Annotated in this window: 23 protein-coding genes and 1 pseudogene; 9 read left to right on the top strand and 15 right to left on the bottom strand. The window is 66.4% G+C overall.

Features of this window, described 5'->3' with window-relative positions:
• The first annotated feature begins 286 nt into the window (after positions 1-286).
• The 3 genes from OG331_RS00160 (at position 287) to OG331_RS00170 (ending at position 3,446) form a co-directional block, all read left to right on the top strand.
• Positions 287-2,155: a helix-turn-helix domain-containing protein gene (locus OG331_RS00160; RefSeq protein ID WP_406190299.1), complete on the top strand. Its 1,869-nt coding sequence runs from the start codon at positions 287-289 to the stop codon at positions 2,153-2,155.
• 251 nt (positions 2,156-2,406) lie between these two features.
• Positions 2,407-2,895, top strand: a complete 489-nt coding sequence (locus OG331_RS00165; protein ID WP_406190302.1) for a winged helix-turn-helix domain-containing protein — start codon at positions 2,407-2,409, stop codon at positions 2,893-2,895.
• Positions 2,847-3,446 (top strand): IS630 family transposase, encoded by a 600-nt coding sequence (locus OG331_RS00170; protein WP_406190305.1) that lies wholly within the window; start codon positions 2,847-2,849, stop codon positions 3,444-3,446. Before OG331_RS00165 ends, OG331_RS00170 begins: the two co-directional genes overlap by 49 nt.
• A gap of 1,870 nt (positions 3,447-5,316) precedes the next feature.
• On the opposite strand, the gene OG331_RS00175 is transcribed toward OG331_RS00170, so the two are convergent.
• On the bottom strand, positions 5,317-5,697 hold the full coding sequence (locus tag OG331_RS00175) for a hypothetical protein (RefSeq protein ID WP_406190308.1): 381 nt from the start codon (positions 5,695-5,697) through the stop codon (positions 5,317-5,319).
• A 286-nt stretch (positions 5,698-5,983) separates the two neighbouring features.
• Here OG331_RS00175 and OG331_RS00180 point away from each other — a divergent pair, with 286 nt between their 5' ends.
• The 3 genes from OG331_RS00180 (at position 5,984) to OG331_RS00190 (ending at position 7,613) form a co-directional block, all read left to right on the top strand.
• Positions 5,984-6,295 carry a hypothetical protein gene (locus OG331_RS00180; protein WP_406190311.1) on the top strand — a complete coding sequence of 104 codons (312 nt, stop codon included), beginning with the start codon at positions 5,984-5,986 and terminating at the stop codon, positions 6,293-6,295.
• Positions 6,296-6,436: 141 nt separating this feature from the next.
• A complete protein-coding gene (locus OG331_RS00185) occupies positions 6,437-6,628 on the top strand; it encodes a hypothetical protein (RefSeq protein ID WP_406190314.1) in 192 nt (63 codons plus the stop codon).
• 7 nt (positions 6,629-6,635) lie between these two features.
• The gene (locus OG331_RS00190) at positions 6,636-7,613 is read left to right on the top strand and encodes a hypothetical protein (RefSeq protein ID WP_406190317.1); all 978 of its coding nucleotides are present in this window, start codon (positions 6,636-6,638) and stop codon (positions 7,611-7,613) included.
• A 60-nt stretch (positions 7,614-7,673) separates the two neighbouring features.
• Here the strand turns inward: OG331_RS00190 and OG331_RS00195 are convergent, their stop codons facing one another.
• The 3 genes from OG331_RS00195 to OG331_RS00205 form a co-directional block, all read right to left on the bottom strand.
• The gene (locus OG331_RS00195) at positions 7,674-8,378 is read right to left on the bottom strand and encodes a transposase (RefSeq protein WP_406190320.1); all 705 of its coding nucleotides are present in this window, start codon (positions 8,376-8,378) and stop codon (positions 7,674-7,676) included.
• Positions 8,379-8,492: 114 nt separating this feature from the next.
• Complete coding sequence (locus OG331_RS00200; RefSeq protein WP_406190323.1) at positions 8,493-9,293, bottom strand: hemolysin III family protein; 801 nt, start codon at positions 9,291-9,293, stop codon at positions 8,493-8,495.
• Positions 9,294-9,353: 60 nt separating this feature from the next.
• Complete coding sequence (locus OG331_RS00205) at positions 9,354-9,686, bottom strand: MerR family transcriptional regulator (protein WP_406190326.1); 333 nt, start codon at positions 9,684-9,686, stop codon at positions 9,354-9,356.
• 883 nt (positions 9,687-10,569) lie between these two features.
• Between OG331_RS00205 and OG331_RS00210 the strand changes: the two genes are divergently transcribed.
• Together OG331_RS00210 and OG331_RS00215 are read left to right on the top strand one after the other, a co-directional pair.
• Positions 10,570-10,986, top strand: a complete 417-nt coding sequence (locus OG331_RS00210; RefSeq protein WP_406190329.1) for an ATP-binding protein — start codon at positions 10,570-10,572, stop codon at positions 10,984-10,986.
• Positions 10,987-11,461: 475 nt separating this feature from the next.
• Entirely contained in the window at positions 11,462-12,028 is a 567-nt protein-coding gene (locus OG331_RS00215; RefSeq protein WP_406190332.1) for a Uma2 family endonuclease, read from the top strand.
• Between the two features lie 475 nt (positions 12,029-12,503).
• On the opposite strand, the gene OG331_RS00220 is transcribed toward OG331_RS00215, so the two are convergent.
• The 11 genes and pseudogenes from OG331_RS00220 to OG331_RS00270 all read right to left on the bottom strand — a co-directional run.
• Positions 12,504-12,683: a hypothetical protein gene (locus OG331_RS00220; protein WP_406190335.1), complete on the bottom strand. Its 180-nt coding sequence runs from the start codon at positions 12,681-12,683 to the stop codon at positions 12,504-12,506.
• Complete coding sequence (locus OG331_RS00225) at positions 12,680-12,847, bottom strand: hypothetical protein (protein WP_406190338.1); 168 nt, start codon at positions 12,845-12,847, stop codon at positions 12,680-12,682. Before OG331_RS00225 ends, OG331_RS00220 begins: the two co-directional genes overlap by 4 nt.
• Entirely contained in the window at positions 12,844-13,035 is a 192-nt protein-coding gene (locus OG331_RS00230) for a hypothetical protein (RefSeq protein WP_406190340.1), read from the bottom strand. Before OG331_RS00230 ends, OG331_RS00225 begins: the two co-directional genes overlap by 4 nt.
• 488 nt (positions 13,036-13,523) lie before the next feature.
• Positions 13,524-14,801, bottom strand: a complete 1,278-nt coding sequence (locus OG331_RS00235; RefSeq protein WP_406190343.1) for an IS701 family transposase — start codon at positions 14,799-14,801, stop codon at positions 13,524-13,526.
• A 931-nt stretch (positions 14,802-15,732) separates the two neighbouring features.
• A complete protein-coding gene (locus OG331_RS00240) occupies positions 15,733-15,960 on the bottom strand; it encodes a hypothetical protein (protein ID WP_406190346.1) in 228 nt (75 codons plus the stop codon).
• Between the two features lie 150 nt (positions 15,961-16,110).
• Complete coding sequence (locus tag OG331_RS00245; RefSeq protein ID WP_406190349.1) at positions 16,111-17,379, bottom strand: ABC transporter substrate-binding protein; 1,269 nt, start codon at positions 17,377-17,379, stop codon at positions 16,111-16,113.
• Between the two features lie 130 nt (positions 17,380-17,509).
• The gene (locus OG331_RS00250; RefSeq protein WP_406190351.1) at positions 17,510-18,397 is read right to left on the bottom strand and encodes a hypothetical protein; all 888 of its coding nucleotides are present in this window, start codon (positions 18,395-18,397) and stop codon (positions 17,510-17,512) included.
• A gap of 932 nt (positions 18,398-19,329) precedes the next feature.
• Positions 19,330-19,719: a hypothetical protein gene (locus tag OG331_RS00255; protein ID WP_406190353.1), complete on the bottom strand. Its 390-nt coding sequence runs from the start codon at positions 19,717-19,719 to the stop codon at positions 19,330-19,332.
• A gap of 1,157 nt (positions 19,720-20,876) precedes the next feature.
• Positions 20,877-21,416: a DUF5994 family protein gene (locus OG331_RS00260; RefSeq protein ID WP_406190356.1), complete on the bottom strand. Its 540-nt coding sequence runs from the start codon at positions 21,414-21,416 to the stop codon at positions 20,877-20,879.
• A 262-nt stretch (positions 21,417-21,678) separates the two neighbouring features.
• Positions 21,679-22,113, bottom strand: coding sequence for a GNAT family N-acetyltransferase (locus tag OG331_RS00265; RefSeq protein WP_406190359.1), 435 nt, complete (start codon positions 22,111-22,113; stop codon positions 21,679-21,681).
• An 82-nt stretch (positions 22,114-22,195) separates the two neighbouring features.
• A pseudogene (locus OG331_RS00270) lies at positions 22,196-22,288 on the bottom strand (XRE family transcriptional regulator); the annotation flags it as partial.
• 120 nt (positions 22,289-22,408) lie between these two features.
• On the opposite strand from OG331_RS00270, the gene OG331_RS00275 reads away from it, so the two are divergent.
• On the top strand, positions 22,409-23,833 hold the full coding sequence (locus OG331_RS00275; protein WP_406190362.1) for an IS1380 family transposase: 1,425 nt from the start codon (positions 22,409-22,411) through the stop codon (positions 23,831-23,833).
• Positions 23,834-23,874 lie beyond the last annotated feature (41 nt).

The following is a 23,874-nucleotide window of genomic DNA, read 5'->3' on the forward strand; positions in this document are numbered from 1 at the left end:
CCGGCACGAGCCTGCCCACCACGACCTGAACCACAGGCCGCCCCGCCCCCGGTCACACCCCCAGCCGATCACGCCCCCGACAACAGCAGCACCCTCCTGGGAGGGCCCGCCGTCCCTGCCCCCTGCCCCCCAGGGCAGAGCCGGATACGGTCACGGACCGCACAATGCGATGCAGGACAACCGGCCCCTTGCTCCGCAAAGGGCCGAACAGCGCCTCCGCTCCCGCCCTTCCCCCAGCCCGGGACACAGAAGGGGGGCGGGGCCAGGAGAACGGAACAGACACGATATGGAGAACTACCCCCCTCCTGCCACCGGCAGCGCCGGTGGTACCGGGCAGGACGGCAACAAGGAGGAAACCATCCTCCAGGCGATCCTCCTCCAGTCCACCACCGTTCAAAACCCCGATCTCCAATGGCTTGGCCACCAGCTCCAGGCCCACTACAACGATGACGACCTCGATCATGAGCTGTGGCTGTGCCAGATGTACGGGAATTCTCCCACCGTGGCGAATCTGTGCGGCACCCGCCCCATTACTGCCGCTGAGGCCGAGGATGCCTGGGACGATCTCGTCGGCGCCTACTACACGTGGTACAACACCGTCTACCAGCCGGCCGCCGCCGGTGACATACCCGGCAGCGGGCAGAGCGGTGCAACCACCTCCGTGCAAAACCAGCCCACCCACGACGCATGGACCGACGACGACACGGCATGGCTCACCGACTTCCTCAACGCCTGCACACAGGGCGAATACCCCCGCAATGAGGCAGGCCTGTGGACGTTCTTCGTCGACGGCGAAGAGATTGACGAGCGCGTAGCGGAGGCGTTCATCGACCGGGCACGCCTGCACCACGGCGGGGCCGACGCGCTCGCGCAGGTCCTGGCAGACACCCACCCCGCAACCGAACCCGTATCCGCCCCACAACAGCAGATCCAAGGGGCCGGCTACGTCTGGACACCCGATCCCGCCCCACAACCCGCATCCGCCGCACCCCCATCCCTCCACCCCCACCCCCACCCCGCCACACCCGCCTGGTCACAGATGGACGAAGACGTCCTCATCCGCTGGCTCGACTGGCTTGCCCAGATGGACCAGCAACCCACATGGAACACCATCGCCAACGGCCTGGCGCAACTCCTGGCAAGCGAAGACATCCACGACGACCCCACAGCCTGGTGGACCACAGCCTGGGAGTCTTCCGGCGGGCGGATCGCATACCTGCGGCAATACCACCACCGCCAGCGAGCCGACGCTTCCATAACCCTCGACGCACAAATCACCTACGCCTGGGAATCCACCCGCCGGTGGGCCCTCGCAAACCAGCAACAGCAAACCCAAAACCAGCCCCAGGCCCAGCCACCCGCATACACCTGGACCCCCGACCAACAGCAGGACCAGCCCCAGCAACCCGCATACACCTGGGTCCCCGACCCGCAGACCCAGCAGCAGCACTACCCCCAGCCAGCCCCGCAGACCCACCCGCCAGCACAAAACCCGCAGGCCCACCCCCGAAACCAGCCCACACCCCACCCGGCTCCACCACCCTCGAGCGGACAACCCAAGCCCCTCAAGCGGAAACAACCCACACCCGACCCCAACCTCACTGGATCCAAAGGCAACCAAGGTAAACGCCAACGCCAACGCGCCGTTGGCGAAAACGCTTTCAGCCGGAAAATTTGGAAACTGCGCGAGGATCTAGACCTGACACAGAAGGAGCTTGCAAAAGAGTTGGGTGTCGGAAGCAGCGTTATATCGAGAGGCGAGTCCGGCATCTACATCGATCCGGACACGGCACACCGCTGGATCCAGGCGGCGACAGACAACCCAAAAATTCGAGAAGAGCTTCAAACGCTCTATAACGCAATATACCAAGACGGGAGAGAAGGCAGGGAAGACGCAAAGAAGGCGTTCTCGAAACGGATGCAGCAGCTCCGCGAGGAGAGGGGACTCGTCCAAGCAGAGGTCGAAGCTGGAATCGACGTACCGGAAAAGAGCCTTACGAATTGGGAGTATGGGAGACCACCAGCAGCAGCAGAGAGAGCTAACAGGTGGATCAACTTCCTGACGGCAGGACTGCAAGACAGGGAAAGCGTCCGCACGGAGCTGCGCCGGCTCTACGAGAAGGCAATGGGGCGGAAGTTTTCGTGGACCGACTGACCCTCGATCCACCGCATGATGATCGGCCTGTGGACAGAGAAATAGGAAGAGTACAGCAGTCGTCGAGGATCTCTCCGACGGCCTCACGCAGCCGCTGGGCAATCTCGTCGGCGGTGTCCATCAGCGTCATTGCAACTCGTTCCCCGCCGAGGAACTTTGGCGGCTTTCGAGCTCGCCATAAATTGAGCGTGAATTAGTACTGATCTTTATGGTCGTGCTTGACGATCTGTCAGGTCGAGCATAAAGGCAGCATGGGGACTTCGAATACAGCGCGTTGGGGGCCGGTTGAGCGGGAGGCACGGCGGATGCAGGCTGCCGACCCGTTCGAACAGGGTGTGCGGCAGGTGCAGGTGGTCCGGTTGCTGGGGGTGTCGCGGCAGGCGGTCGGGCAGTGGCATGCGGCGTGGCGGGAGGGCGGTCGTGAGGCGCTGGTGGCGCGGCCGAACCGAACCCACTTCCATCTGACGGCGCAGCAGGAGCAGGAGTTGCTGCGTGGGTTGCGGCTGGGGGCGTCGGCGCACGGCTGGGAGGGCCAGGGCTGGACGCTGTCGCGCATCGCACGGGTGATCGAGGAGAAGTACGGGGTGCGGTTCTCGGTGCCGGGGGTGTGGTACCTCATGGACCGTCTGGGCTGGTCGTGGCAGGTTCCGAAGACGCAGGCCCTCCAGCGTGATGAGGAGGCGATCGCCGCATGGCGCACGAGGACGTGGCCGGCGGTGTCTCATCCGCCCAAGCCGTGACCGAGGGGCGCTGGATCGTCTTCGAGGACGAGTCGGGGGCGGCGCTCGCCGGGGTGGTCCGCCGCACCTGGGGGCGGCGGGGCGTCACCCCGGTGATCAAGCTGAACGGAGCGCGCGGGGACCGGGAGAACATGGTGGCGTTCGTGGCCTACCGGCCCGGCTTCGAGCCGAGGCTGCTCGTGTGGCACAAGAGCCGTGAGGGATATACCAAGGAGCACTTCCCGCTCCTGCTGACCATGCTCCACGCCCGCCTCGGCGGCCTTATCACGCTCGTATGGGACAACTACTCCAGCCACACCAGCGCCGAGGTGCGCGAGTGGGCCAAGGGGCAGGAGCACTGGCTGCGGATCGTCCAGCTGCCGCCGTACGCCCCCGAGCTGAACCCGGTGGAGCTCCTGTGGAAGATCGTCAAAGATATCCTCGCGAACCGTGCATTCCGTTCGATTCCTGAGCTGGCGGAGGCAGCCGAGGCAGCCCTCAGCAAGATCAAGAAAACACCGCATCTCCTGCGTGGATTCCTTGCCGGGACCGGACTGGCATTGCTGGAGTGACCGTCAAGCGCTGAGATAAAGATCAGTAGACGCCGGCCGGGCACGCTGGACCGCCAACCGGAGTGGGAGACGGCACTCAAGGAGGCCGACGAGCACTGGAACCCGCAGTGGCCGGCGGACTGGCATCGGCAGTACGCCGCGCTCCTGGAGTTGGTGCGCGATGAGTGCCCGTTTCCGAAGTCGCTGAAGTGATCTCTCGCGAGGCCTAGCCTGGTGGTGTGGCCGATGGTGATGGCCGGGTGCCTGCCCGGTACTGCCTGGCTTGTGGTGAACGGCTTCGGCCGGACGCCGGCCCGAGGGTCCGGTTCTGTTCAGCGGTGTGTCGTTCCAGGCAGTGGCATCAGGCCCGCCGGGTGCGGGCGAGGGTAGCGGCCCTGCGGGACGTCCGGGACTCTGCCGAGTGTCCGTCGTGCGGGGCACGATGGACGCCGGGGGTGGAGCATCCGGCTGGGACGCTCTACTGCTCGCCGAAGTGCCGCACGAGGGCCTGGCGGCAGCGACAGGAAGCGTCCGGGACGGCGTCACAGTGACGCTGATGCGAACGCTTCTCTTGTCCAACTCCGACCGAGTATGACCGAGTTGACGTCAAGTCTTGTTGACGATCTCCCGGCAGGTGGACGCTCCAGGCGAGCAAGGGGCCGTGGGTCTCTTCGCGGTCCTGAGCGCCGCACCCGGCCCCGCAAGGGGTGGTGATCACCATGCCCATGAACCCCGGTCAGGTCACTCGGCAGCGCTATGACGAGATGGTCGCCGCAGACCGTCAGCTGGTCTCTCGGGCGTGGTCCGGAGGCGCCTGCCGCTTTGCCGAACCGTACGTGGAGTTTGCCGGCCCACGCGTTCGTACGCCTGCGCTACCCGACCGAGATCCGCGCCCTGTACGGCATGACGGTGGATGATCCGCTGGACCGCTTCAACCGGCTGCGCCACGTGTGGGACGAGCCTTCCCGCCGGCTGCCGCCCACGGCCGAGCGCCTGGCCGCGCCTTCTTGCGCGGCTCCGCTGGCGCTCCGCCAGATTCTCCCGCAAGCGGGAGAATCGAATTCCGCAAGCGGAATTCTCCTGCGTTCCACAGTTGAGCGGGGTTCTCGGGGATCCGGCGGGATATCGATGCAGGTCAGGGCGCCGGACCTAGCGCGAGAAACTGAAATCGCCTAGTGGCACGACTTGTCCACCCCAGTGTCGATGAACTTGTTGGATGCCCGTATCGTCTAGGCTCCGGACTCCTATCCCTGACCCACGGTGCAAAGTAGCCATCGGCCCTCTGTCCGTCCTAGTTGCCTTGCGCCCGGCCTGTTCGTTAGGGAACGAGAGTCGACGGAGGGGCGGGGACGTTCATCAAGCTCGGAGTCTTCCTGAGTAACAGCAAGAGCAGGCGCGCCAAGCTGAGTGCCGAGAAGCTCCAGGCACTGGCAGGCCTCGGGCTGGAGTGGGCAGCGGGGTAGCGACCCGTCGGAGACAGCGCGAGGGGCCATGCCGGAGTCGGCGTGGCCCCTCGCGCTGTGTCAGGTGCAGGCCCTCTTCGCCCGGGCGGTCAGGGCATCGCGCAGGATGCCGTCGGGCGTACGTGCCATGCGCAGCAGTTCGCGGATCACCTCTGCCTTGTCCCAGCGAACGCCGGTCTGAACCCTCAGATCCAGGAGCCATTGGTCGATCTCGTGGGACTCGATCGGTGAGGGCGTCGAGGCCTTGGACAGCTACCTGCCGTCGCACGTCGCGGAGCTGGCCCGGAAGGTCGCCGGTGCTGGAGGAGCCACAGCTGGCCACCGCGTGACGGCGGGGGTCGCACCGTCGTTGGACCATGCGCCCCCGAGCCGGGCCCCGGGGACGTCATGGCTGATCCCCCGGGGCCCCGTGGCGTTGTGCGTGGGCGCTACTGCACCAGCACTCCGAGAGCCTGCTCGGCCATCTGGACACCCATCGTGGCGGCCATGGTGGCGCCGCCCTCCAGGAGCTTGTCCTTGAGCTGGGTGGTGAACTGCCGCAAGCGGCCCGGCTCGGGATTCTCCAAGGTCGCTTCGTCGTGGAGGTCCTGAGCGACGCGCTCCAGCGCCGCACGGTCCGGCTCGGGCATGCCCAGCGTGGGGCTGATCTGGCCGACGTACCCGGCCAGTTGGACGAACAGTGTCGGGTCGACGCCGTCGGTGTTGTTCTGGGTGAAGTGCTGCTGCTCGCCGATGATGACGCCCTTGGCGTTCGGCAGGTAGTTGTTGTATGTGGTGCCGGGGCTGGGCTGGTTGATGTGGTCCTGCACGCTTCCTCCTGCCAGGGCCGCAGCTGACGCCCTGGGGTGTGATGGTGACCGTGGCGGGGTCGGTGTCGATGCGTTCGATCAGCTTGTGCTCTGCCAGGTAGGCGAGTGCTTCGTACAGGTCGTCGCCGGAGAGGGCGGATCCGGCGAAGTAGGAGGCGGGCGCGGTGAAGAAGAGCGCCGGGCCGACGGGCTGCTGGTTGCCAGCGGTGTCGAATAGCCACCGCTGGAAGGCGTCCATGGTGTAGCGGAGCCGTGCGGCGCGGTCTGTCCGCAGCTTCTTCAGCCGGTGGATCGCGGCCCGGCCCCCGTCGGTGAGGTGAACGTCCGGGGCATCGTCGAAGCCGCGCCCGCCGCGGATCAGATCGCGCTGCTCCAGCTCGTAAGCGAGCACGGAGGCGTCCTCGCCGTGCAGCTGCTGTTCTTCGACGAACCGGGTGACGTCGACGTAGTGCGAGGGATTCTGCTGGGCCTGCTCATCCAGCCACAGCAGGAGCCGGGCCAGGATCGGGGCGCCTTCGCCGGTGTCACGGCCGGGCACAAAGCCTCCGTCGGCAGACGGCTCCGTCTGGATCGGCGTTCGCCGGGCCGCGCGCTCTAGCCCTTGGCGATCTCCTTGAGGTGCTTCTCGATCGCGCGCTGATTGATGGAGTTGCGGGCCACGTTGCCCTCCCGTCGCAGATGACTCAGCGCCAAGGGTAGGGAGGGGGTCTGACAATGGGTCGTCTGTTCCGTCGCGGTCATGACGGGGCGCTGGTTGGTGCTGCGTCGTGAAGGCCCGAAGCTGTTCGCGCTGCCGTGCTTACGCGCCGAAAGCATCAACCGCTACGACCGGGCGGTGCGCGAGGGCGACATGGCAGTACTCACCGGGATCTGCCCGGGCAAGCACGACTTCACCTGCGCTACTGCCGCGCCGGGTGCTACGCCTCCATGATGGCGAGATGAACTTGCCGTCCGGAGTGCCAGTTTTCAAGCTTCGGGATGCCATCGCGGAGGCGCTGTGGGCTCATGTCAAAGCCAACCGGCTTGCGGCGGTGTGCGAGTACCTGGGGCTCGCCCCGCAGCAGCCAGACGAGGATCCGTACAACAGCAAGAGGTCCTATGTTCACACCCGGCTGGAGGACAAGCCCCTCCCCGAACTGATGGCGATAGCCCGTCGAGTGGTCGGTGAGTATGGCGACGACGACCTGCAGCAGCTGCTGGCTCAGATGGGACTGCACGGCGTCTCCGGGGAACTGAAGAACCTGATCTTCGCTGCCGACGGTCCTAAGCCGCAGATCGTGCTGCCAGACTCCATCAGCAACACCATCCGCATCGTCAAGAACGAACAGTATTGCCTGGTGTACGACCAGCCGCTCGAGGACCGTGGGCTGAGCTGGCAGGACTTGGTCACCTGGTGGGTTCGCCAGCATCCCGAGCACGCAGACGACCCGACACAGGCGCGGATCTCACTACGGGAACGGTTGCGGCGCTCGCTGGGCGACAACGGTGCTGAGCTGCTGGTGTTCGACACCTACCTCAAGCTCGGCTTCAACCTTCCGGCGCTCATTCCCCAGGTCTATCTCCACTACGACCCCTACACCATCAGCGAGTTGGGCGGGGCCAGCCGCCTTGCCCGCCAGCGGATGGACTTCCTGTTGCTGATGAACCATCGGGCCCGCGCGGTCATCGAGGTCGATGGCATCCAGCACTACGCCCGCGCCGCCGGCCGCTCTGTGGCGCAGCAGGCGGGCGCGGGCTGGCTGACAGATCCTGTGCGCTATGCCTCGATGGTGGCGGAGGACCGCGAGCTCACGCTCCAGGGCTATGAGGTCTACCGCATCGGCGGCCAGGAGCTGTGCGATGACGCTGCTGCCGAATTGCTCACTGACTTCTTCGTCCGTCTCCTGCGACGCCACGGACATCCCGAATCGAAGTGACTGCCACTGGCGAATACGCCAGGCTCCGCGTCTGGGACTCTGCTGCGCAATTGGTGAGGTCTATGCGGTGAGTTGGTAGGCGAGGCGTTCGAGGCGGCTGGTGCGGACCCGGCGGAGGGGGTGGTCGCTCCAGTAGGCGTCCAGCCGCACCACGTTGACCGCGGCCGCGGAGAAGGCGTGCTGGAGGCGGACCTTGGGCAGCCCGCGGTAGCGGGCCCGGCGGATGCCGGTGACGTCCAGGGCCTGGTTGACGGTGCCCTCGATGCCGGCTCGCAGGGCGTACTTGGTCCGCCGGGCCGGAGTGTCCTGCTCGGTGCGGGCCTTGGCGGTGGTCTCGTGGATCTCCTTGGGCCGCAGGGTGAGCATGCGGTTGCCGCGGACGGCGCTGGTGCACCGGTCCTTGACCGGGCAGCTGCCGCAGTCGGACTTGGCGAACTCGATGACGATGGCGTCGCGTCCGTGCTGGGTGACGGGATGCCGGCCGGTGCTGGCGTGTCCTTCGGGGCAGCGGACGGTCCGGGTCGTCCAGTCGATGCGGAAGGCGCTCTTGGCGAACCCCTCGGCGGCCCTGGCCTGCGAGGAGTGGTTGGCCAGCAGCGGGGTGACCATGGCGATGCCGTTCTTCGCGGCGGCGGTGACCAGGTCGGCCGAGGGGTAGCCGGAGTCGAGGTAGTGCTCGCCCGGAGCGAGGCCGCGTTCGGCGAGCCGCTGCTGGATACCGGCCGTGGCCTTCACATCCGGCACGGTGGCGTCGGTGGTGCGCACGAAGGCGGTCTACCGGTTCTTCCGCCGCTGGCAGGCGTCCAAGAAGGGAAGACCTCTCAGTTCCCGTGGCGGAGCAGGCGAGGAGGGGTTGGGGCCGAGCTTGCGCCGAAGCAGTCATGTGACTGCCAGGACGATGGCTGTGTAGTGCGCGGTGAAGGCGGCGATGGTGAGGGCGTGGAAGACCTCGTGAAAGCCGAACCAGGCCGGTGAAGGGTCAGGGCACTTGAGTCCGTACACGACGGCGCCCGCGGTGTAGAGCAGACCACCGGCAATAACGAGTACGACCACTGCGGTGCCGCCGGTGCGCGCGAAGTCGGGCACGTAGAAGACGGCCACCCAGCCCAGGACGATGTAGCACGGGGTGTACAGCCACCGGGGAGCCCCGATCCACAGCGTGCGGAAGGCGATGCCGGCCAAGGCGCCTGCCCACACCACGGCCAGCAGCACCAGCTGCTGGCCCGCGGGCAGCAGCAGTACCGCCAACGGGGTGTACGTGCCGGCGATGATCAGGAAGATGTTCGCGTGGTCCAACCGCCTCAAGACCGCCTCCCCGCCCGGACCCCACGTTCCGCGGTGGTAGACCGCGCTGATACCGAACAGCAGGCAGGCCGACAGCGCGTACACCGAGCAGGCCGCCACTGCCGCGGCCGAGCGCGAAGCAGCGATCAGGACGATGCCGCCGACCAGCGAGAGGGGGAACACGCCGACGTGCAGCCAGCCGCGCATCCTCGGCTTCAGCACAGTCGCCGCGCGCTCCACCCCGCCTTCCAGGGCGGCGCTCTGCCCGGCAGTCAGCCGGCCGGATGTGCCAACAGGCGCATCAACCGCGGGAGGCCGCAGGGCGTCGGGCGTGGTGCCGGAGCGGGGCTGGGACTTCCGCCCGTGTGCCGGCGGCTGAGCATCTTCGGCGATCATGCGTCCATATTCTGAAATCGGAGGAAGAATACGGCCCGGCGCGTCGCCCCGGACTGCGGGTCAGATGTTGGCCGCGTTCCGGGATGCCGCGCGGCGGTGTTCGGCGTTGATGCGCTGGGCTTCTTCGAGTTGGTCTTCGAGGATGACGATGCGGCAGGCGGCCTCGATGGGGGTGCCCTGGTCGACGATTTCCCGGGCGCGGGCGGCGATGCGGAGCTGGTAGCGGGAGTAGCGGCGGTGGCCGCCCTCGGAGCGCAGGGGGGTGATCAGGCGGTGTTCGCCCAGGGCGCGGAGGAAGCCGGGGGTGGTGCCGAGCAACTCGGCGGCCCGGCCCATGGTGTAGGCGGGGTAGTCGTCGTCATTGAGACGGCCGAACGAATCGTCTGATGTCATTTGCACCTCTTTGTGGAACACGCTGAGGGGCCCTGGTGCCGTATGGCACCAGGGCCCCGAAAGAACTGTTACACCATCTACCGGCCCTGGTACTGCGCCGGCTTTCTGTTTCCGCCGACCAGACTTGGGAGCTGTCGGGTGTACGGGGATCGCGGTTGCTTGACCGGAGACCACCTCACTATCGATGTCCTGCGGTACCCGGGCTCAAGACTTCCGCCCGGGCGATCCTGATGGCGCTCGGCTCCTCCGTTCTTCCCTCTTGATGAACTACTTACCAACGGGGACTGCGTACTACTGGTGATGCGAACTGCTGGTGACCTGAGTAAGCGCCACTCTTCGGCAGCCAGCCCCGTCGCCCGTCCTGCGTCTGCACTGGCTTAGAACCCCACTGCCGAACTTCCCGGTGCGCGCGTCCGCAGCCGACGCCTTCACCGAGGTACCGCTCACTGACTGCTGGTACTGCGAACTGCACTTACTGGACTGCCACTGCGTTACTGCTCATGGTGGCCCCCTGATCACTGCGGGCCACCCGGTCCGGTCGTCAGTCCCGTCGCCGCCTGCGACATCCCTGGCTCCGGAACTCCACCACCGCACCGTCCTGCGCACTGCAACTACGTGTCCTGCGGGTACTACTGCCCGGCAGTTCATCTCTGCCAGGCCTCGTTGATCTCGGCTACGAGAGAAACCATAACCACACCACCGACCCATGTCTACTCCAGCTGGCATAGATTTCCGCGCGTTCGACAATGAGGTAATCGACCTCGAACAGCGAAAAGGGACAGGCGCAAAGCGGCTATCTGCGGGGGTTAACAGCCGCAGCCCGGGGCACAGGCACCACGCAGACAGGACCGGGCAGGGACGATCCAGAGACCAGCCTGATCTGATGAACACGATGAGCGTCGACATCGCAACCGCCCGATCCACGGCATCCCTCGCCGGCGCACGCGAAAGCACCCGGGGCTTCCTCGACCGCCTCGTGCGCCCGATCGCAGCGGAGGCCGCCGACACCGTGGTCCTGGTCGTCTCGGAGCTCGTCACCAACGCCCTGCGCCACGGCGGCGGCACCTGCACCCTCGACCTGACCGCGGACCCGGACAGCATCGAGGTAGCCGTCCACGACCCCAGCCCCCAGGCCCCGCGCCTGCGCACCCCCGACCTGAACGGCGGCACCGGAGGCTTCGGCTGGCCCATGGTCAACCGCCTCGCCCGCGCTACCGCCGTCACCCGCCGCACGCCCGGCGGCAAGACCGTCAGCGCCCTCCTCGCCCGGCATCAACGTGCGCGGGCCCGGCTTGCGTAGCGGCGGCTACCTCATCGGGCCCGGCTCGATCGTCGGCGGTGTGCGGTATGTCGTCGAGCATGATCTACCGGTGGCGCAGCTACCGGAGTGGATCGCCTCCAGGCTCGCCGCCGGGGGTGTGGCCGGAGTCAGAGACGATCGAGGCGTGGCAGGGGCGGGTGGGGGTTGAGCGAGGCACCGTCCGCCGACCGGACCCGGCACAGGCACTGTGTTGGAGCAGCCGGGCCCCAGGCACCGCATCCGTTTGGAGGCCACAGCAACCACCTCGTTTCCGGCTGGACGCCCGCAGGCCTGCGGGCCGGGCCGTCCCTACTACCGGGTGTACCCGGCCGGATCGATCCGCACGCCTTGTGCCCTGGGCAGCCGGAAACCGCCACGACGAGGCTGCACGGTCGGCATGCAGCGACGGGAGGAGACACGAAGGCCTCCCGCAGTCCACACTGGAGGCACGTCCGCACGAGGAAGGAGGGAACCCATGAGCGTAGCCATGGCCGATCACATCGGCCCGTGGACCGTGGACCAGGTTCTCGCCCTCCCCGAGGACCGGCGCACCCGCTACGAGCTCCTCGGAGAAACCCTCCTCATGACGCCCGCCCCAGGCATCCGCCACCAACGGGCTAGCTTCAGGCTCCACCTCGCCCTGGATGCGGCCGTACAAGCCGCAGGCGCCGCAGTCGAGGTCTTGGAGGCCGTCAACGTGATCACGGTGGACGGCCTGTTTGTGCCCGACGTCGTTGTGGCCGACGCCGGCGCCACCGCGGAGGACACCGCCAGCATCAGCGCCGACGCCGTACAGCTGGTCGTCGAGTTGGTGTCACCCGGGAACGCCCAGGTAGACCGGACGCTCAAGCCACTCGCCTATGCGCACGCCGGAATCCCCTACTTCTGGCGGCTCGAATTTGTCCCGGCACCCCGCCTGATCATGATGCGTCTCGATCAGGGCCGATACATCGAGCAGGCCACCGCCCTGCCCGGCACCACCACGACCGTCAACGAGCCGTTCCCCTTCTCCATCGACCCCGCGGGCATCGCCCAGCAGTAGCGGACGTCTCCCTTCCCCTCCGGGGCCGGCGGGGTCTCGCCGGGGTTTACGTGGCGGGTGCTTGGCCGACTACGGGTGTCGTCGTTGTGCGCGTACTCAAGGGCCGGCGAGGAGGGGAGGAGTGCCCGGCGGGGGCTCGGTTCGCCGACCGCCGCGGTTGTGCCGTGGGTGCGGTGGTCCGCTGATGCCCACGGCGAAGACGACGGCGGTGTTCTGTTCGTCCGCCTGCCGCTCGCGGCACTGGCGGCGGATGCGGCGGGCGAGGGCTCGGACCGAGGCGGTGAAGGCCGGCGTGACGGCCTCGTGTCCGCAGTGTGGGGCGGTGTGGACGGTCGGTGTCGACCGCCCGGTCTCCGCGGTCTACTGCTCTCCCGCCTGCCGGACGGCGTCCCGAGCCGGTTGGTGAGGGGTGACCGCTACCCCCACGCCCGCCAGCAGGCGCACCTCCTCAAGGAACACGCCACCGGCGGGGGCTTCATCGGCGCTCAGCCGCAGCCATGGCAGCCTTCCATCCGTTGAGGTACGAAGCCTTCTTCTCGACGGCGGACGGCATGGCCCGCCGCATCCTGTCGATACAGCGCTCCTCAACGGCGCGGGCGATACACTCGCTCTCCGCGTTGCACCTGTCTCTGTACTGGCAGTCGCAGTCGGTCATGATTCCTCCACCCTCACGTCCGTGGCGCGCACTGTGCCCCGCACCCCTTTGTCGAAGTCGACGACGCAGACAGCCATGAAGCTGCCCTGGGCGGGGATGAACTTCACTACCGTCCCCTTGTCGCCCTGGTACCGCACGCGGTCCTCTGCTGTGAACTCGGTCATTCGTCTCTCCTCAGTAGTGCGTCACAGGCGGCCACCCCGAAATTGTCGGGGTCCTTATTGAAGGCCTCGGCGATTTCATCGGCCAGGCGGTTGGCGTAGACGTCAAGCATGGCCTCCCACTTCATCCCGTTGGCGTGCAACAGGGCCATTTCGCCCGCTAGTTTCTTTCTCATTTTATCCTTGCCCATCGCTCGGGGTTCTTGGCGGCCATCTCGGCGGTATGGGTGTCGCCGCTACTCAGGTCCTCATTGGCCAAAACCCAGTGCATCATCCCATCCGAGTGCCCTGCGATTCGTCTTCCGCTTGAGTTCCCGTACCGCTGAGGGGATCGAAATCGTCCAACAGGAACTCACTAGGTGTGGAATCGAAATCGTCCGAGCGCGTCGGCCCGGCGTTGTCTTCTCCACGCGAACACTTATTTAGTCTGTCGTTCCCGGATGAATCACGGCTGCTGCGCTTACCGAGACCCGCTCCGAGATTTTCTTGGTCCCTCGAACTCGTATGTCCCGTCCAGGTCGCTGTACTTGCCGATGCCTCGCCTGGCCGTACGCATGCTGACAGGCTCTCAGCCACCTAGTAGGACTCCGTTAGGTTGCTCTGGCTCTGGGGTTTTGGCTGGTGGTGGATGTTCTGGGCAGGGGGCGGTGGCAGGTGGTGCAGGTGCCGGTCCAGCAGTTCAGCAGGTCCTGGATGGCGTCGAGGGTCTGGTAGAGGGTGAGTTGGCTGTATCGGCTTTTGGGGCCAGTCGCTGTTCGGTGAGGAACGCGTGGGCGGCGGTGACCAGGGTGACGTGGTGATGCCAGCCGTTCCAGGAACGTCCCTCGAAGTGGTCCAGGCCGAGGCCGTGCTTGAGTTCCCGGTAGTCGTGCTCGATGCGCCAGCGGATCTTCGCCAGGCGGACCAGTTCGGCGATTGGGGTGTCTGCGGGCAGGTTGGACAGCCAGTAGCCGGTGGGTGCTTCGGCGCCGTCGGGCCATTCGGCCAGCAGTGTGACCTCAGGCAGGACGCCGTCCCAGTGGCCGTGTGAGGCGAGGGCGGCGGCCTGGGCGAGGCGTTTGGATTTGATCCCGGCGGGCCGCACCTGCAGGGACAGGAAGTGTGAGCGCAGCGGTCCGCGGGATCCTTCCCGCCAGGTCACCTCGGTGAAGGCCTGCCGTCCGTGGCCGGCCACCAGCGCGGCCACCGGAGTCGGCCTGTCGCGGTAGCGGGGCTGCGGCTTGCGGCCGTTGCCGGACCAGGTGGGGGCCATGGGCATCGCATCATGCGGGTGGACGGTCACATCCGAGCGGATCGCCACCACGTAGTCGATGCTGCGATGTTCCAGGCCGTCGCGGAAGTCGGCGTTCTGTCCGTAGCCGGCGTCGGCCACCAAAACCGGAGGCACCAGACCCCATCCGGCCAGCTCATCGATGGTGTCCAGGGCCAGACGCCACTTCTCCCGGTGCCCGATCTCGTCGGGCATCCCGGTCTTGCGCCGGCGAACCGGATCGTGCGCCCACTCCTCAGGCACGAACAGGCGCCATTGCAGCGGACAGGACGCCGTGTCGGAGACCGCGTGCACACTCACTGCGACCTGGCAGTTGGCCTGCTTGCCCAGCGCCCCGCAGTACTGGTGGGCGACCGCCACCGACATCTTCCCGTCCTTGGGAAACGACACGTCATCGACCGCCCACGCGTCCGGACCGACCAGCGGCACCATCCGCTGCGCAATCCGCCGCCGCACCGGCAGCGGATCCCACGTCGACTGGTTCACGAACTGCTGCAGATTCTGCTCGTTGCCGTCCGGCAGCCGCTGCGCCATGGCCTGGATGGACTTGCGGCGACCGTCCACCATCAGTCCCCGCAGATAGCAGTCGCTCTTGGCCCGCTGGTCCTTGCGCGGCACCGAGGCGAACACATCAGCCACGAATAACGCCAACTTCGCCCGAGCCCGGTTCACTTCATGTGTATCCACACCTTCAGCGTTCCCCCAAACAGGACCGACAGGCAGACATAACGGAGTCCTACTAGCCCGCTCCGCACCCCTTCAATACTTACTCCATCCCGGCGGGATTTCGCAGGTCAAAGGGAACGATCGGGTCGTGTCCCCGACGTGGTGGAGGGGATCAAGCGCTGGGCGTTCCGGGTTCGAGGTCCAGGAGGATCTGTGTGGAGGTGGCTTTCCACGAAGCCTCCTGATAGGGCGAGTTGGGCGCCCGGTCGGGCCGAGCCACCGTCCCTGGCCTGCGGATTCCAGTGCCTTGATCCCTACACCTCCTCCTGACGGGACGCCATCAACGATCGGCGACCCAGCGATCCGACGAAGCCAATCGAGCACATCGGCAGGCTTTGGCGTGCCAGGGCCATTCAAGAATGTCGCAAGCGTATCGACGTCCTCTGTCGCGGCTCCCCGCCACTGCTCCCAGTTATTCAAGAAGCGCCATCTCGTTTCGTCCAAGATTTCCATGCTGCGTCTGCTCTCGAGGCGGAATGCATGTTCATCTCATGCTAGTCAGCCGCTTCCTCATCGCTGTGCCCATTCGGGTGCGTCCGTGGGCAGAATGGCACTGCCAATTGGTGCCGCCGCACACGCCAGGAGCCTTTTTCACGTGTAGATCATGAGGGTGAGAATCGCGGCAGCTGCTGACGTGAGTCTGTTGAGGTTTCCTCAACGAAGGTTTTTTCCAGGCTTGGTTGAGGGCGAGTGCGGCTCGGGCGATGTCGCCGATCCGGCAGGGGCTCAAGGTGATCCGTTTGAGGGCTCGCACAACGCAGGCAACGCGTGAATGCGGGCGGCGGTGATGTCGGGCGTGGAGCCCGGTTCGGCGTCGGAGACCCAAAGCGGCGTGCCGTCCGGAGCGGACAGGAACTGCACGTTCGCGCCGAAGGCTTTGTGCTTGCCGGAGTTACCAGGTGTCCACCTGCCGGCCTTCGCTGTTCAGGTGGGTGCCCGCGACGCGGTCCGTCGTGAGGAGCGTGCCGTCCAGGATCACGTGACTGATCCCCCGGTCCCGGCACTCCTCCAGAACCCGGTGAAGATCCGGGGCCTGAGCTGCGAGAACATCGATACCCTCAGGCAGGTACCGGTAACCGGTGGCCTGCGAGATGCCCGCGTCCCGGGCCAGGCAGTGCACACACCCCCGCTCACGGAATCAGCGCAGCACCAGCACCGCCTGCCGGAAACGGCCCCAGCGCCCGCCGCCATGGCCTGAACCACAGGCCGCCCCGGCCCCGTCACGCCCTCAGCCGATCACGCCCCGACAACGTGACAGCATCCTCCCGACTCATTCATCTGGGGGTGCGGGGATTCCGTCGGCGGGGGCTGGGGGCTGTGGTGCGGTGTAGGGGACGACGGGCCCGTTGCCGTCGTCGGTGGTCATCGGTCGGCCCTCGAGGGCGATGGTGTTTCCTTTGATGACACCGATCTGGGCGCCGCTGTAGCCGGCGTGCGAGGTGCGGCTGTAGTCCAGGGGGACCAGCCCGAAGCCGGGGACGGGGCCGCCTTGTTCCAATGCGGTGACAAGTGACTGGCGGGTCAGGTTCTTCCCGGCACGCTGCAGAGCTTCCACGAAGGAGTAGGCGTTGGCCACGCCGTACAGGAAGTTCTGGCCGAAGGGGGCGTTCGGCAGGTAGCGGTCGTGGATCCTCTTCGCCAGGGCCACCCAGCTGTTGGAGGTGTCGGTGACCTGCGGCAGGTAGACGTCAGTGATGATGCCCTGCATCAGTGCGGGCCCCATCAAGCGGGAGAGATTCGTGGGGTCGGAGGCGTTGGAGTTGATGACCAACTGGGCAGTGTTGCCGATCTGCTCCTGGGCCCTACGCAGCAGGGCCCAGTAGGCCGGGACGATGGCCCCGATGATCACGTCGGCCTTGGCTTGGGCGATGGCTCTTACCTGGGCGTTGATGCCGTCGTAGGTGGGCTGGGCTGCCTCGCGCGCGACGACCTGGGAGGCTGGAATGACCGTGTCCAGGCCCGCGACAAAGTCTTTGCCGGAGGCTGTGCCCTGGTAGAAGTAGGCGATCTTCTTCCCGGGGAACGTCTTTTCGACGTACGTCGCGAGGATCTTGGCTTCGGCGCGGTAGGAGAGCGCCCAGGCGAAGGTATATGGGAGCTTGGCGGGGTCGTTCCAGCCGGACCAGCCCGTACTCGGGAAGAGGTCGGGGACTTTCTGGGCGTTGAGATAGCCGGCGACGGCCTGGTGGGGGCCGGTGCCGGCACCGTTGAAGATGGCAAAGACCTTGTTCTGCTCGACGAGCCGGCGCACCACCGTGAGGGCGTTGGCGGGTCTGTAGTTGTCGTCCCGGTAGTCGTAGATGATCTTGCGTCCGTAGACCCCGCCGTGATCGTTGACGTAGTCGAAGTAGGCCTTGGCCGCAGGCGGGATCTCTTTAAGTCCAGGGGAACTCACGCCGGTCAAGTCAGCGTGACTGCCGATGGTGATGGTGGCGGCGGTCACGCCGGGGGTCGGTGGTTCGCCGGCGCCGGCGCTGCACCCCGCCACGGTCAGAGCGAACGCGACCAGCACCGCGGACACTCTCCGACGTCTGTTCATGAAGGTCGAGGCCCCCTTGCCGGTGCGTCTATCAGACTAGCCCTGGATAGATTCGTCAGAGGGCGTTCGGCCCTGGCTTCGCCTGGGCGGTGGTGATGCGATACGTGGAACGCCACGCCCCGTGGTGACGCTAGGACCGGATGGCTGGCGGATTCACCGCCACGTCGACCAGTCGCTGGTAGGCACGCAGATCCGTCTGAGTCTGCCCGCTTACCTCAAGAGCAACGTTCCACAGGTCACGATCGCTCTCCGCAGTGTTCTTCTCCACCGCGACCGTGGCACGCAATTCTTCTCCCCGAGACAGGCGCTCCGGCACGCCGTCGCTCAACAGCGAGGTGATGCCGTAGTTGAGAGCGCGGTCAGGTGAGGTGTCCCCGAGATTGCGGTCGACTCCCAGCTGGCTGAGGAAGCCGTTGACCGACGCGGCGACCGCCCTTCTTTTGGCGGGCGCTAGATCTTTCCCAGATTCCTGCCTTTCGTTGGCCTGCGCGATCTTCAGCGAGCGAGCCAGCACCTCCCAGCCCACCAAGTCGTGCGCTCTGAGAACCGGCACGACTTGCCCGCTATAGAGCCTTTCTGTCTCGCCTGTTTTCGTGCCGGCCACCGCGATCCGCTCCACGCCGGTGAACTGGCGGAGGTCGGCGTTCTCCTCCTCCGACGAGGGCAGCAGGAAACTCGATACCCCTTCGACCACTTGAACCAACAGGCCAGGGTCCTCCGGATCGTCCGTGGCGGCAACGGCCTGCCGGGCCAGGAGCGTGACAAGCTCCTCGTAGAGCCCGTCAACCGGCCGCAGGGTGTAGATCGGCGTCAGATCGAGGTTGAGTGTCCAGAGCAACGCCCTCGCCTCGTGGGGCCTCTCCTCGAGAAAGGCGACCATTTCCATGACGTCGTACGGGTTTTTACCCGGACCCATTTGTCGCTTGTATGCCTCCCTGCGGGCCTCCGTCCCGAAGTCGAAACCGAGCGTCCCGACCACGTACACCGGCCCTAGCCCGATGCGCTGCTCCGCGTCCATACTGCCTCCGCTCTCAGGGGCATCGAGGCCGCACGATTGAGGCCCGCCACTATTTCTCACCCGTGAGAAGGCGATGGACGCCAACATCACCCGGCCGGGGGTCACCCCCTTTCCAGGCCGCCCAGCTGCGAGTATCGGATGCTGGCGACGCGTGAACAGCCAACCGCTCACAGCGAACCTCACCACCGACGTTCACAGGGCACAGGTTCCGGCTGCACCCCCACGAGATCAGCGACAACATTCCTACGCACCACGGCAGCTCCGGGCAGGGGTTGTCGGGGTGTTCGAGCCGGCAGCTCCTGCCACCGGCTGAACGGTGCTGTCCGCCAGCCGAGGGACGGGGAGAAAGTGCGTCCGCGCGCCCGAAGGCCGGCCAGCCCGTCCAATGCAATGGTGCATGAGCCTCCCCGGCGCGCCGAGGGCCTGGCCTCCCAGCCGTCAGTGCCAGGCCCTCGCAGTGCACGAACGGTGCGGCGAATAGGTGACGTGCCGACTGCCCGGCCGGAGTTGGGTCGTTGAGCCGGCATGGAGATCTTCGGAAGCCACGCGACCCCAGGTCCTGATACCCGATCCGCCGCCTGGGAAGGGGGCACCCGCGGGTGGCGTGTAACTGGTGGGAACGGACGCCAGGGCACGTCAAGCGTCGGTGGTGCAGGAGACCCGATCGCCCGCACCGTGGAAGGTGTCGTGCAGCCTGAGCGATCGTCAGGCCGAGGCGGGCCCGGTTCCAGCAGCGAGGACGGCGATGGTCGCGCTGGCTGCCCTCACAATTATCGCTGCGGCAGTGTCGATCGTCTTGCCGACGTGACCGGGCCGGGGCTTCGCCGGGGTATCGAACGGCCATCGTGCGAAGGCAGCGAACACCATCCACAGTCGCTTTGATACCGCGTCTGCGCAGGTAGCGCAGCCTCGCGGTATGTCAGAAGCCTGGGTCAGGAGACTTCTGGCACCGCGCGGCTCAGTAGTGTGAGGTCTCCATACAGGGCGGCATGCAGCGCCGCCGCAAGTTCACGAGCCCGGGATTCGGTGCCGATGTCGTACAGCTCCATGTAGACAGGGCTCGCGTGCGAGTCCGGACGGATCTCGCGGGAGCGCACCAGGTGGGCGACGGCGGCACGAAGAGCCTCGATCACCGTGTCGGCAACGGCATACGCCGGGCCCGCGGTGAGCGTGTCGACCGTCACCGTCCACAGCTGGGCCTGACGCTCCACAGCAACGAGCACCGCACGCTGCCGCTTGGCCTGCTGATAGACCGCGGTATAGGCGCCCAGACCGGTGGCCTCCGGGATCAGATCAGCAGGGCAGGGAGTCGGCAACGTCATACACGCATCGTGCCAGCCCGCCCGGGCCAGTGGGCACACCATCCGACAGCCCCATGGCACGTCCGCCGTCCTGGAAATACACGTCCTTAAAACCATCGGCGATGATCCCACGCATCTCCCGGTCGCTACGGCTGCAGACCGAGCGCCTGGGCTCGATTCAACAAGTCAGGGGGGCCTTCGCGACTGCGTGACCACCAGATCGAGGCCGTTGCCGCTATTGTGCGCAGCTTCGATATCCCGCCGGGCGGTATTCCCTGGAACGGCCTGCGCGGGCAGGTACACGCCGCGTGTGGCACCGGGAAGATCCCTGGTCGTGTCTGGCGCCGGCTGTCGCCCGTGTGGGATGAGTGCTGGCGGGAGCGGCGGCTTTTCACGGGGCGGGTTTAGCCCAAGTTGCGCTTACTGCGATAGCTTTGGCCTTGCGCGCCCGTCTGGTCGATCTGTCGCTGTAGGCTTTTTTTCCGACTCGTCCAAACGCCGCTTCGCCGCTTACTCCGGGTGCTCCTTCAGGAACTCCTCTCGCTCATTTTCCAGACAGGAAGCACATATGAAGGTGGCGACCGTGGCCGCGTCATTTATGAAGGAGCGGCCGTAATCATAGACAGGCTCCAGATCGTAGATCCACTCGTTTTGCGTGAAATCCCAAACCCGGGCACCGTGCTGTTTCGACCGCAGGTCGGCATCTAGGCGCCTTACGAACTTCTTCTTTCGACAGCGCGGGATGGCGTATGTGCGGCACGTGCACCTGCGGGAATGCGTAGCACTGTAATTGAGGGGGATTATGGAAGGGGTCATCAGGTTTTTCCGTTCCGGCGATACTCTCTGGTAAGGATGCCGGTCGATCTCCACCTGTGCCTTCACGTTTTCGCTTCGCGCCTTGTGCATGTCTCTGGCCACCGGCGACTTTGCATCCGAAGGGCGGGTGGATCCGGACGAGCGCCGGTGCGGTCTGGCAACGACCGAGAAATCTCGCGGTCTTCTTACTTCTCGTGCCCTGCCCCTATTCTACTCCGCCCGCTCGCTTCGCCGTTCTAAACCAGAGCCCCTGGGCGGTGCCTTGGCAAGAGTCAGCTTCGGCAGTCAATACCGCTCCGTACGACGGCTACTGGCCGAGCAGTGGTGCGAGCGCGCGATGATGACGAGGGTCTCCATGGAGCTCACTTCCAGCCGTTTTCGGGCAGCGGGAGGGCGCTTCGTCCGATCGGGCTTCCGAAGGGGGACATACAGGCTCCGCCTTCGCCCTCCCAGATGGCTTCCCGGCGCAGGGCGTCACGGATGCGGCACCCGATGACGGCTTCGTTGGTCATCAGGACGCCTGCGGTGAGGACGCTGCCCGGGATCGCCGCGGCGACCATCAGGCGGGCCGCAGCTGCGGGTGCAGTCTCGGGCGGGATGACGAGGAGGTCCCAGCGCCCGACGGTGTAGGAGAGCAGGATGAGCTTGTCGGGGTCCTGTTCGGTGAACCAGCCCACGTGCAACTTGCGCCCGTCCACGGGCACCGTGTGCGGGACCACGGTGTACTCGCGCAACTCGGGCTGGGAGCCGGGGATCGGACTGCCGAGGTCCGGGGCGACAGACAGTGCCGTCAGGGCGCGGTCCAGGGCGTGGATCTCTGCTTCGTCGGTGATGGCTTCGATCTGCTTGGCGGCGGCGTCGGAGAACAAGATCCGTGCACGGCCGCGGGCGTGCTTGCCCATCAGGCGACGCGGCCCCGCTGGGCGTGCAGCTGGGCGAGCTTTGCCTCGCGCAGCTCCTCGCGGCATACGCGCGCAGCGCCTGCGCGCCCTCGGGGGTCAGCGGCTCGCGGCCCGGGGCCGACTGCCCCTGGTCGTGTTCGGTGTGCTCGCTCATCGCGCGACTCCTGCTTCGCTGTTGGAATTCACGGTACCGCCCGCCGAGCCCTGGACGCCCCGGCCGGACGAAAGATGACCTGAGGCCCGAAGGGGCCGGCCTGCGGGGTCAGTGGCGCTCGAACCGCGGTTCCGGGTGGCCGTAGTCGGCGGCCTTCATGTGGGCGCAGACGGGCTGGCGCTGAGTGAAAGCAGCGCCGGTCTCGCGGGCGAGGATTGGGAAGAACTGCTGGGCCTCGGGCGACTGGCTGGTCGTCGTCCAGTGGAAGTCCTCCGCGCCCCGCAGGGCGCGCAGCACCAGGCGCCGGCCCAGGCCTTGGCGCTGCCAGTGCTCTGCAATGGAGATCTTCGCGATGTGGCCGCGCCAGCACGGGGTGCAGGTGTGCCAGGACAGGACGGCTGCGTCCCAGCCCGTCCGGTCGCACACGCTCAGGACCTGGAAGTCGGCCTCATGGGCGGCCGGGTAGTACAGCCACAGCTGCTGCCGGAAAGGATGCCGGAGCAGGATCCGCTTCCAGTGCCGGTCCGTTAATCCCTCAGGCATTTTCGTGTCCTCCTCGAACAAGACATCGGCATGTTCGTGTCGGTGAGAGCGATGTTGATACTCGCCACAAAGGGGCTTCGGATTAGTAGTCGAGATCCAGGTAGTCAATGTCGTTGATGGCCACGTCCGACAGCCCCATGGCGCGTGCGCCGCCGTCCTGGAAATAGACGTCCTTGACCTCCGTTCTTCAGCGGAGTTGGGTGACCTGGCGGCCCGATAGAAGAAAGGTGCCCGTGACCTGCAAGGATGTGAGTGTCTAGGTCATATCCGGTGCAGATGTCAGGACACCTTTCTGGTGATCGAGGGTACAGCGTGGGACCGCGGGCTGTCCGTGGGGGCTGGCGGGAAGGGCATGGTCGGGCATGCGGGAGCGGTGCTGCTGCGCCGGCTCGCCGACCGGACGGGGCTGGTCATCGCGCTGACCAGGGTGTTTCCCGCGGGCGGGAGCGGTTGGCGGGACCGGGCGGTGGTCTTCGTGCAGCTGGCGATATCGATCGCGCTGGGTGCCCGGAGCGTTCTCGAGGCCGAGCAGCTCTCGTTGCACCAGCGGCGGGTGTTCGGGCCGGTGGTGTCGGACTCGACGATGCACCGGATGCTCGCGGCCTTCGACGAGGACATGTTCGCCGCCCTGTCCCGGGCGAGGGCCCGGGCGAGACGCGTCGTCTGGACCTTGCTGACGCTGCGGCCGAACGGTTTTCCCTGGATGAGCGTGGCAGGCAAGCGCCTGGACAAGTGGGTGATCGTCGACGTCGATGCCACGATTATCACGTCCGCGTCGAAGAAGGACGGGGCGGGCGCCACGTTCAAAAAGACATACGGCTTCCATCCACTGGCTGTCTGGTGCGCGAACACCGGCGAGTGCCTGGCCATGATGCTGAGAAGCGGGAACGCCGGCTCGAACACGGCCGAGGACCACATTGCCGTGCTGGACGAGGCCCTCCGCCAGATTCCAGGCTCCTCGAGCGCGAAACTCCTGGTCAGGGTGGACGGCGCCGGGGCCACCCACAAACTGCACGAGTATCTGCGGGATTTGACCACCCGCCGTCGCCGGGTCCGTTTCACTACCGGCTGGACCATCACCGATGCGGACGAGGCGGCGATCGCCCGCCTCCCGGAACGGGCCTGGGAGCCGGCCCTGCAGCAGGACGGCAGTCCTCACGAGGAGTACGAAGTCGCGGAGTTGACCGGGCTGAACGAGCGGGAAGGCTGGATCGACGGACTGCGGCTGATCGTCCGCCGGGTCAGACCGTCCCGAAGGCACCTGAAGAACCTCACCGACCTGGAGAAGAAGACCGGCTGGAAGTACTCCGTCGTCGCGACCGACATCAGCAAGATGACCCGCATCCCCGGCTCGCACCAGATCCAGTGGCTGGACGCGCTGCACCGGCAGCACGCGGTCGTTGAGGACCGCGTCCGGACCGGCAAGGCCACCGGCCTACACAATCTTCCGTCCAAGTCCTGGACCATCAACCGCAGTTGGATGGCGGCAGCCAACACGGCCGCGGACCTGGATGCCTGGCTGAGGCTCCTGACCCTGCACGACCAGGACGACCTTGCCGAGGCCGAGCCGCAGACCATGCGGCTGCGGATCTATCACCAGCCCGCCCGCCTGGCCCGCCACGCAAGGCGCCGATACCTCCGCCTCGACCCGAGTTGGCCCTGGACGGACGCCTTCGTCCTCGCCTGGAATCGACTCACCGCCCTGCCACAGACCACTTGACCTGCACGAACGCATTCCGACGCGAGCCAGGAAGGAGGAAG

Origin of the sequence: Streptomyces sp. NBC_01017, from assembly GCF_045162795.1 — a bacterium.
Taxonomy (GTDB): domain Bacteria; phylum Actinomycetota; class Actinomycetes; order Streptomycetales; family Streptomycetaceae; genus Streptomyces; species Streptomyces machairae.